This is a genomic window from Westiellopsis prolifica IICB1 (assembly GCF_004323185.1).
In the GTDB taxonomy this organism is placed as follows: Bacteria; Cyanobacteriota; Cyanobacteriia; order Cyanobacteriales; family Nostocaceae; genus Pelatocladus; species Pelatocladus prolificus_A.
The window spans coordinates 255,358-264,079 of the sequence record NZ_NAPS01000002.1; the positions used below are offsets into that span (position 1 = coordinate 255,358).

Genomic DNA, 8,722 nt, shown 5'->3' on the forward strand with positions numbered 1-8,722 from the left:
ACTGTAAGGCTTAATGCTGTGACTGTAAGGCTTAATGCTGTAAGATTGATGACAAAAGTTTGTTGGTGAGTGTCATCATTGCTACATAGTGTATTTTGTTGGTTTACTGCGATCGCAGAGTTTAAAAAGGCTTGTATATGGAAGTTTCACCGAAGGATATTAAAAGTTATTGATGATGTCTAGAAGTACAAGCTATCATGAAAAACTGATTCAAGACTTAAAAAATCCACTAGAAGCAGCAGCTTATATCGAAGTTGTTTTAGAAGAAGGTGATCCGCAAATGTTAAGTAAGGCGCTGAAAAATGTCATAGAAGCGCATGGTGGAACTAATCAGCTTTCTACACAAGTCAAGGAACTCTACAATAAACTTGACCAGATACTATCAGATAAAGGCGAGATTGAGTTTTACTGTCTAAATTCTTTGTTGGATGCTTTAGGGTTACATTTGGCAGTAACAGTAAAGCCATAATTCAAGTTTTTAGCTTTTTGAGGAGTTGTTTTCTCGTGTTGCTGATTGAAATGCGATCGCATTCAATTAGACATCTCCAGAAATTAACTGTGCGTTGCCCAAAATACTTGTAGAGACGTGAAATTTCACGTCTCTACATTCTTTGTCGGAGATGTCTATTTAGTTTGTGATACATTAACACCAGATACTGCCAAAATTTTTATCAGTATGACAACTACAACTATTATATATTTAGCGCAGTAAAGCCCTAGATGTTACACTTTACAAGTCTCGATGCGAGAGAAGAGAAACTTAACCACAACCCACCTCACCCCCCAAAAACGAAAAAACGGGAGGTGTCCTCTAGGGGAAGAGGTGTCAAAAGTTACATCAGAGTAAGATATCCAACTACTATTCACTCTCCATCCTACGCGATCGCCAAACTTCTTCCAGGCTTCTTCGTAATACTCGCCGTCAGCTTTACCGCCAACGCTCAAGTAAATTTCCTTCTGGACACTAAAGCCAAAGTGTCCATTGCTGTATTTTACCCATAGTTGGTCAATTGTGCTTAAGTCTTTGCAGGGGAAGTTTAATAAATTTTCACTGGTCCAATCATTGTTTAGAACCTTGCTTATCAACTCTTCAGTTTCTCGATCTGCTTCTTTCCAGTTTCTTCCTTCTAGTAAGTCGCGTAGTCTGGTATAGTCAATGCCTTTTTCAGATTCAAGTGAGATGCTTTCAGTATTCTCTAGTGACGGTGTGTTTGTAGTATATTTTCTTTCTGGTGTTGCAAATGGTCTTGCAGTCGGTGCTGCTTCAATAGAAGGTGTTGCAGTAGGCTGATTTAGTTTGATAAAAATCTCTCGACCTACCACTGTTGTTATTAAGCCTACACTTCCCCAACCCGCCCATTTCAAAAATTCTCTCCTGTCTATTATTGGTGAGTCTTTTTGAGATGATCCAGTTCCAGTTTGTGTGTTTGGTCTGTGTCCAGTAATTCCCCAAATCAACTGTTCCATTGGATCAGGATGTTGCTGTCGAAAATCTACCCAAGTTAAACCTTGAAGAAATAGAGGTAGTTGTGGCTTTGTAGGAGCATCTGGTAAAAGTACCGGAATTACCGGACATTGCCTATTTACAAATGCTCTTAGAAACGCATCAACTTCTTGACTTTGCCAAGGGCCAAATCCTGATTTTCCTACAAAAACTGCTGCGGATGCAATCTGGTTGATCTGCTGCTCTAATGCACGTTGCCAAGAAAAACCAGGGCGTAAATGCCAAATGTCCAGCCAAGGTTTAATTCTCTTGTCTTGTAACTGCTGGGCAACTTGAATAACCGCAGGCTTATCCTTACTATTGTGGCAAAGAAACACATCAAACTGTTCCACTTCTTACTCTCCCACGCCTGCGACAATTGCCAAAGTCTTGAGAATGACAAAAGGCAGACTTACAAATAAGGTTTTTATTTAATACAACGCGATCGCGCATATATAAATAAGCAAATTTAATTAATTCTCTATGATGATTATAAAACTCTCGTAAAATGCCCCAACACAAGCAAAATCAAAGCACCGATGTTCTATAAAATTCTTGATTATATTAAGCGATCGCGCCCTGGTTACTTACTGGGCTTCTCTTAGTGTTGAGCTTCTACTCCAGTTTTAGATACAAAATTATGAATAACGCAATAACCCCGCTCAGTTACGAGCGGGGTTTTGTAAAGTTATTTTGCTATTTTTTTAATATTTAATTTTATTAGTCTTAAAACAAACTCATCAAAGTAATCACACTGGCACTGGTCAGCATCACTAATGCTCCCATAACCAAAGACTGATTTAGTTGATTTGGAGTTTTTGAATCGTTCATTTTGTATAATCCCTGATTTTTAAGGATTCTATTAACAATATCAAAACCAGTATATTTATCCATCAAACCATGGTAAAACTTAAAATAGCGTTACTTATCTTAGTAAAGTCAAAGGTAAATACTAACTCCTAAGTCATCTCCAATAGAATTTTGGATGCATGGATTTGCTCCACAGAAAAATCTGCTTCCTCTGTACCCTGCTCAGAACTGTTGTCATAAGCCATTATTTTTATTATTTGTAATCCTCATCTCCCAAACCCAGGTAGAATCATTACCTGATATCCGACCAACATACGTGTATTTTTTATTGTAAAATCATTATTAAGAAAGCTACGGAACTGTTTGACTAAAAAATAACCATGACCATTTCCACAGTATCTAGGAACCAAATCGCCGATTTAGACTTGGAACAATTGAATCAAAAGTATGAGAACGCTCATCCAAGCGAAATCTTGGCATGGTCTGTTGAGAATGTTCCCACAGGACTGGTACAAACGAGTGCTTTTAATGTTGATGACATGCTAATCACGGATATTCTCTACCGTGAACTCAAGCATCCAGTACCTGTGATATTTCTCGACACCCTGTTTCATTTCCGCGAATCTTTGGAATTGGTCGAAAAATCTAAACAAGTTTACGACCTGGATTTGAAAGTTTACAAAATCCCTGATGTAGATACCCGCGAAGCTTTTACAGCCAAATATGGTGATGAACTCTGGGATAAAGATATTGCTCAATTCCACCACCTCACCAAAATAGAACCTCTGCAACGGGGTCTAGCAGAACTAAATACTGTTGCTTGGATTACCGGACGCCGTCGTGACCAGGCTGTAACCCGTGCTAACATGCCCATATTTGAGATTGACGGCAATGGCCGCATAAAAATTAATCCTCTAGCAAATTGGACACGCGAAAAAACTTGGGGTTACGTCGCTGAACATGGGGTAATTTATAATCCTCTCCATGACAAAGGTTATCCGAGTATTGGCGATGAACCAATCACAACCCCAGTCGCAGACGGTGAAGATGAACGCGCTGGACGCTGGCGCGGTTTTGGTAAGACTGAGTGTGGAATTCATATTTAATTATTTGTCATTTGTTAGAGACGCGATGAATCGCGTCTCTACAATTGGTGGGTAGATGCGATGAATCGCGTCTGTACAATAGTCATTTGTAATTAGACTATAAAACAAAGGACAAATGACTAATGACCAAGGACAAATATGATTAAAATCCTCCATCTTTCAGATATCCACATGGGAAGTGGTTTCTCCCACGGACGTATTAATCCTGAGACAGGTTTAAATACGCGGTTGGAAGATTTTGTCAAGACTCTATCCCATTGTATTGACCAGGCTCTCACGGAACCTGTAGATTTGGTCATTTTCGGTGGTGATGCTTTCCCTGATGCGACACCACCACCTTATGTACAGGAAGCTTTTGCTGGTCAGTTTCGTCGTCTTGTAGATGCTCAAATTCCCACAGTGTTGTTAGTGGGGAACCATGACCAACATTCTCAAGGTCAGGGGGGAGCAAGTCTATGTATTTACCGCACTTTGGGAGTGCCGGGAATTGTGGTAGGTGATACATTGCGTACTCACCACATCCAAACCCGTAATGGTCTTGTACAAGTTATTACCCTACCTTGGTTGACCCGTTCTACGTTGATGACTCGCCAAGAAACTGAAGGTTTATCTTTAAGCGAAGTACATCAACTACTCGTTGAACGTTTGCAAGTTGTTTTAGAAGCAGAAATTCGTCGTCTTGACCCCAATGTACCAACAATTCTTTTGGGTCACTTGATGACTGATAATGCTAGCTTAGGAGCTGAACGTTTTTTAGCAGTTGGTAAAGGTTTTACAATTCCCTTATCAATGTTGGTACGACCCTGTTTTGATTATGTAGCTTTAGGACATGTCCATCGCCATCAAAGCTTGAATAAATCCAATAACCCACCAGTGATTTATCCAGGAAGTATTGAACGGGTGGACTTTAGTGAAGAGAAGGAAGAAAAAGGCTATGTAATGGTTGAGTTAGAACGGGGTAGCGCTAAATGGGAATTTTACCCTTTACCTGCACGGGTTTTCCACACAATTGAGGTGGATGTCTCAAAGGCAGAAGATCCACAAGCGGCAATTATGAAGGCGATCGCCAAGTATAATATTGACGATGCAGTGATCAGACTAATTTACAAACTTCGTTCTGAACAGTTAGATTTAATTGATAACGCCGCACTCCACAAACTACTAACTCCAGCTCATACTTACACCATCCAACCAGAATTAGTTAGTCAGTTAGCTAGACCTCGCGTCCCGGAATTAAGCGCTAGTAATAGCATTGATCCGATAGAAGCACTCAGGACATACCTGAACAATCGCGAAGATTTAAAAGACATAGCAACATCGATGCTGGAAGCAGCTCATAAATTGCTAGCTGTAGACGAAGAAAACTGGGTAGAACCCATTTCTGTAGAGGAAAACAGCAATCAAACTAATCAGGTGACATCAGATAATACAGACAATACAGAGCATCAATTACGATTAATTTAAATAAATGGCTAAAAATAAATAATGTGAGTTACTAAATCTCCTTTTCATTACATATTTACCACTATCCATAGCTTTTCTACTCGAAGTGCAGTGTTTAAACTTGGTCAATAAGCGTATCGTAATTTAAAACAACGAGACCGAACTGTATCAGACATCCTTTGATAAAAAACTTGCAACTGAGGTGAAAAAATGGCAGCTGTGTATGATAGTATAGCTCTCCAGTTTCAAAAACTTAACAAATTGCCTTATCGCTTGTATGGTGAGGCATATACATACTTAAATATCATCGGAGATGTTGCTGGGAAATCAATCCTCGATCTAGCTTGTGGAGAAGGATTTTTCACACGATTGCTCTTTTCTTATGGCGCTGAACGTTTGGTTGGTGTGGATATTTCCTCAAAAATGATAGAACTGGCAAGACTTGAAGAAGCCTCTAGTCCTAAGAAAATTGAATATATCATCGGTGATGTCACCGAAGTTGGTTCTCTTGGCAGCTTCGATCTTGTGTTATCCTCCTACTTGCTGAATTACGCTTCAACTAAAGAGCAACTACTCAAAATGTGTCAGGCCATAGCAATTCATCTCAAACCTGGTGGTCGATTTGTCGGTTTAAACAATAATTTAGAACTGCCAAGAGAGTTTTATCATAAACATGAGAAATATGGCATTTCTAGAAAATGTACCCAGTCGCTGAAGGAAGGTACTCCCATCACTTTAACATTAACAATTCCTGATGACGGTGAGTCTATTAGTATCAGTTTTGACAACTACTACCTCAGCAAAGCGACTTATGAATGGGCCTTGATGAGTGCTGGTTTTAAAGAGATCTGCTGGCATCAACCAACAATCAGTCCTGAAGGCATACAGAAATTTGGCTTTGAGTTCTGGCAGGACTACATTGACTATCCCGATATGGTAGGCATTACCTGTATAAAATAGCTTTCGATGCGGTTGGTTAGGTAAGTAAGTCTTGAGTCCCTAGGAGCGATCGCACATCCCATAAACATTTCTCTACACAAAGACCAAAATGTGGTGTTAGTCTGAGGTATTAAAATCTACACACCCTTTGTCTTTTGTGTAACCTCGATTCTATGTCTAAGTTTATCTGTGCAACTTTAATCGCAACCGCTCTACTTTTACCATCAGCCAATAATTATAGTCCTGCTTTTGCTGGTACTTGTGCTTCCAAGTGCGGTCCTCGTCCAATTCAATTTTCACCAGGACAACGTATCCAAGTTAAAGTAGTAAATCGTACGCCCAGAGTGTTGATTATACAGAAGCCATCTAGTACTAATCCCATTCCTTTACAACCAGGACAAGAACTACAGATTAACCAGGGAGATGGTACAGAGCCAAATGTATCTCTATTATTTTGGGATGACACAGGTTTACCGTTAAAGGCAAATATTTCCAAATTAAATTTTGGCACATTAGGAGTAGAACTACGTCCAAATTGGTATGCTCCTGGCGATCGCGCAATTTATATTCTTGATGATGGTCGAATCGAGGTGTTGTGAAGCTGGAGTGTATGAGATATAAGTGATTATGCACACTCCTAACTGCAATTGTGCTAGACCAACTCCCAACTACAGCAACAAAAAACCGTCGGCGTTTACCTAATCAACGTTGGCAAATTTACCCCCAACAAATAGAATTAGCACAGAACTTGGCAAAGGTGACTAATTTACCATCTTTGCTCAATCAGCTTCTAATCAATCGCGGTATTGAAACCCCGGAAGAAGCACAAGCTTTTTTAAATTCTGAATCCATAAATCTACCTTCACCTTTAGAGGAATTTCCAGACCTCGCAGTTAGTTTAGAGTTGTTGCAAACTTGTATTACCTGTAAAGAAAAAATTGCCATCTGTGGAGATTACGATGCAGATGGAATGACTAGTACCGCTTTACTATTACGTAGTTTACGCTGGTTAGGTGCCGAGGTCAATTACGCCATTCCGAGTCGGATGCATGAAGGCTACGGTATTAATAAACGAATTGTAGAAGAATTTCACAATGAAGGTGTTAAACTAATTCTAACAGTTGATAATGGGATCTCTGCGTTTGAACCCATCGCCAGAGCCAAAGAACTTAATCTACAGGTAATTGTCACCGATCACCACGACATTCCGCAACAATTACCCCCAGCTAATGCCATTCTCAACCCGAAATTACTACCAGAATCTTCTATTTATCGTGGTGTCGCTGGTGTCGGTGTTGCTTACATTTTGGCAATTTCCTTAGCTCAACAGCTAGGACAAGCTAATAGTGGCATTATCAGACCAATGCTGGAACTGTTTACACTGGGAACCATTGCTGATCTCGCTCCCTTAACTGGAGTAAATCGCCGTTGGGTAAAACGTGGTTTGCTACAATTACCTAAATCGCAACTAGCAGGAATACAGGCGTTGATTCAGGTGTCGGGAGTTGGGGATCGGGGACAAGGAGGAGATGGGGGACAAGGGGGACAAGGGGGATATGGGGGACAAAACAATCCAAAATCCAAAATCCAAAATCCAAAATCGTTAAAGCCTGAAGATATTGGGTTTCGGCTTGGACCACGTATTAATGCTATTGGTAGAATCGGTGATCCCCAAATTATGATTGAGCTACTCACTACAGATGATATGGGGATTGCTTTGGAAAAAGCGATGCGATGTGAGCAAATTAACCAGCATCGTCAACAGATGTGTGAACAAATTGAACAAGAAGCGATCGCAATTGTAGAGACGTTACATGTAACGTCTCTACAGGAAGATCGGGTTTTGGTTGTTGTGCAACCTAACTGGCATCATGGTGTAATTGGTATTGTCGCCTCTCGCTTAGTAGAACGCTACGGTGTCCCCGTGTTCATCGGTACTTTTGAGGATGACAACCAAATTCGCGGTTCTGCACGTGGAATACCAGAGTTCCATGTTTTTGAAGCTTTAGAATATTGCCAAGACTTGCTAGGTAAATTTGGAGGACACAAAGCAGCAGGTGGATTTTCTTTACCTGCTGAAAATTTAGTAGCACTGCGATCGCGTTTGGTGGAATTCGCTAACCAATGTCTAGAAATTCAGCACCTAAAACCACTCCTCAAAATTGATGCTGAAGCTAACCTCAATCAGATCAATCAAGAACTCTATCAACAACTACACGCTTTAGAACCCTGCGGTATCGATAACCCTGACCCGGTATTTTGGACTGCTAACGTCCAAGTCATTGAACAGCAAACCGTTGGTAAAGGTCATATTAAGCTAACAGTTGCCCAGACCATTGACCAACAACAATTTAAAATTAAAGCGATCGCTTGGCGTTGGCGCGACTACTTTCCCCTACCGCAACGAATAGATATTGCTTATAAACTACGAGAAAATAATTTTAATGGCAACACCACTATTGAATTAGAACTAGTTGGTGCAAGAGTTGCTAGTCAGTCTTATGCACCGTTTACTTCTTACACCACTTTATCAAAAGCTGCTTTTGAGTACAATCACCGTCAGTATACCTGTGGGATTTATCAAAATGGTTCTTTACCAGAATTAAGGATTAAAAATCCCGATGGTAAGGTTTTAGCGATTGAACAGGGAAAAATAGTCGGTTTGCTAGGTAATAATCGTCAAGACGCGAAAGAAATTGACATCTCGCAACCACACTATGATGCCATTATTCAAGCAGCACTAAGAGCTTTAGGGACTTCCAAATAAAATTGCAGGGATCGGGGATCGGGGATCGGGGATCGGGGATCGGGGAGTGTGGGAAGTGTAGGGGATGTGGGGAGACAAGGAGGACAAGGAGGGCAAGGAAGAATTTATTCCAATGCCCAATGCCCCATGCCCAATGCCCCATGCCCAATGCCCAATGCCCAATGCCCAATAAAA

Annotated in this window: 7 protein-coding genes; 6 read left to right on the forward strand and 1 reads right to left on the reverse strand. The window is 40.6% G+C overall.

The genetic code is table 11. The annotated features are described in order from the left end of the window. The first annotated feature begins 175 nt into the window (after positions 1-175). On the forward strand, positions 176-469 hold the full coding sequence (locus tag B4U84_RS15310; RefSeq protein WP_026720007.1) for a helix-turn-helix domain-containing transcriptional regulator: 294 nt from the start codon (positions 176-178) through the stop codon (positions 467-469). 254 nt (positions 470-723) lie between these two features. Here the strand turns inward: B4U84_RS15310 and B4U84_RS15315 are convergent, their stop codons facing one another. Then, positions 724-1,836, reverse strand: coding sequence for a GUN4 domain-containing protein (locus B4U84_RS15315; RefSeq protein WP_242677644.1), 1,113 nt, complete (start codon positions 1,834-1,836; stop codon positions 724-726). A gap of 837 nt (positions 1,837-2,673) precedes the next feature. On the opposite strand from B4U84_RS15315, the gene cysH reads away from it, so the two are divergent. The 5 genes from cysH to B4U84_RS15345 all read left to right on the forward strand — a co-directional run bounded on the left by cysH (position 2,674) and on the right by B4U84_RS15345 (position 8,548). Continuing rightward, complete coding sequence (cysH, locus tag B4U84_RS15325) at positions 2,674-3,399, forward strand: phosphoadenosine phosphosulfate reductase (protein WP_044451755.1); 726 nt, start codon at positions 2,674-2,676, stop codon at positions 3,397-3,399. Between the two features lie 138 nt (positions 3,400-3,537). Beyond that, entirely contained in the window at positions 3,538-4,863 is a 1,326-nt protein-coding gene (gene sbcD, locus B4U84_RS15330; protein WP_131119210.1) for an exonuclease subunit SbcD, read from the forward strand. Between the two features lie 189 nt (positions 4,864-5,052). Beyond that, the gene (locus B4U84_RS15335) at positions 5,053-5,802 is read left to right on the forward strand and encodes a class I SAM-dependent DNA methyltransferase (RefSeq protein ID WP_017309984.1); all 750 of its coding nucleotides are present in this window, start codon (positions 5,053-5,055) and stop codon (positions 5,800-5,802) included. A 152-nt stretch (positions 5,803-5,954) separates the two neighbouring features. After that, positions 5,955-6,380, forward strand: coding sequence for a hypothetical protein (locus tag B4U84_RS15340; RefSeq protein WP_044451758.1), 426 nt, complete (start codon positions 5,955-5,957; stop codon positions 6,378-6,380). Positions 6,381-6,430: 50 nt separating this feature from the next. Further along, a complete protein-coding gene (locus tag B4U84_RS15345; protein WP_131119212.1) occupies positions 6,431-8,548 on the forward strand; it encodes a single-stranded-DNA-specific exonuclease RecJ in 2,118 nt (705 codons plus the stop codon). Positions 8,549-8,722: the final 174 nt, after the last annotated feature.

Bases quoted from the DNA above. Each gene is read 5' to 3' on its own strand.
- B4U84_RS15340 (WP_044451758.1), top strand. From the start codon at position 5,955: ATGTCTAAGTTTATCTGTGCAACTTTAATCGCAACCGCTCTACTTTTA.
- cysH (WP_044451755.1), top strand. From the start codon at position 2,674: ATGACCATTTCCACAGTATCTAGGAACCAAATCGCCGATTTAGACTTG.
- B4U84_RS15310 (WP_026720007.1), top strand. From the start codon at position 176: ATGTCTAGAAGTACAAGCTATCATGAAAAACTGATTCAAGACTTAAAA.
- B4U84_RS15335 (WP_017309984.1), top strand. From the start codon at position 5,053: ATGGCAGCTGTGTATGATAGTATAGCTCTCCAGTTTCAAAAACTTAAC.
- sbcD (WP_131119210.1), top strand. From the start codon at position 3,538: ATGATTAAAATCCTCCATCTTTCAGATATCCACATGGGAAGTGGTTTC.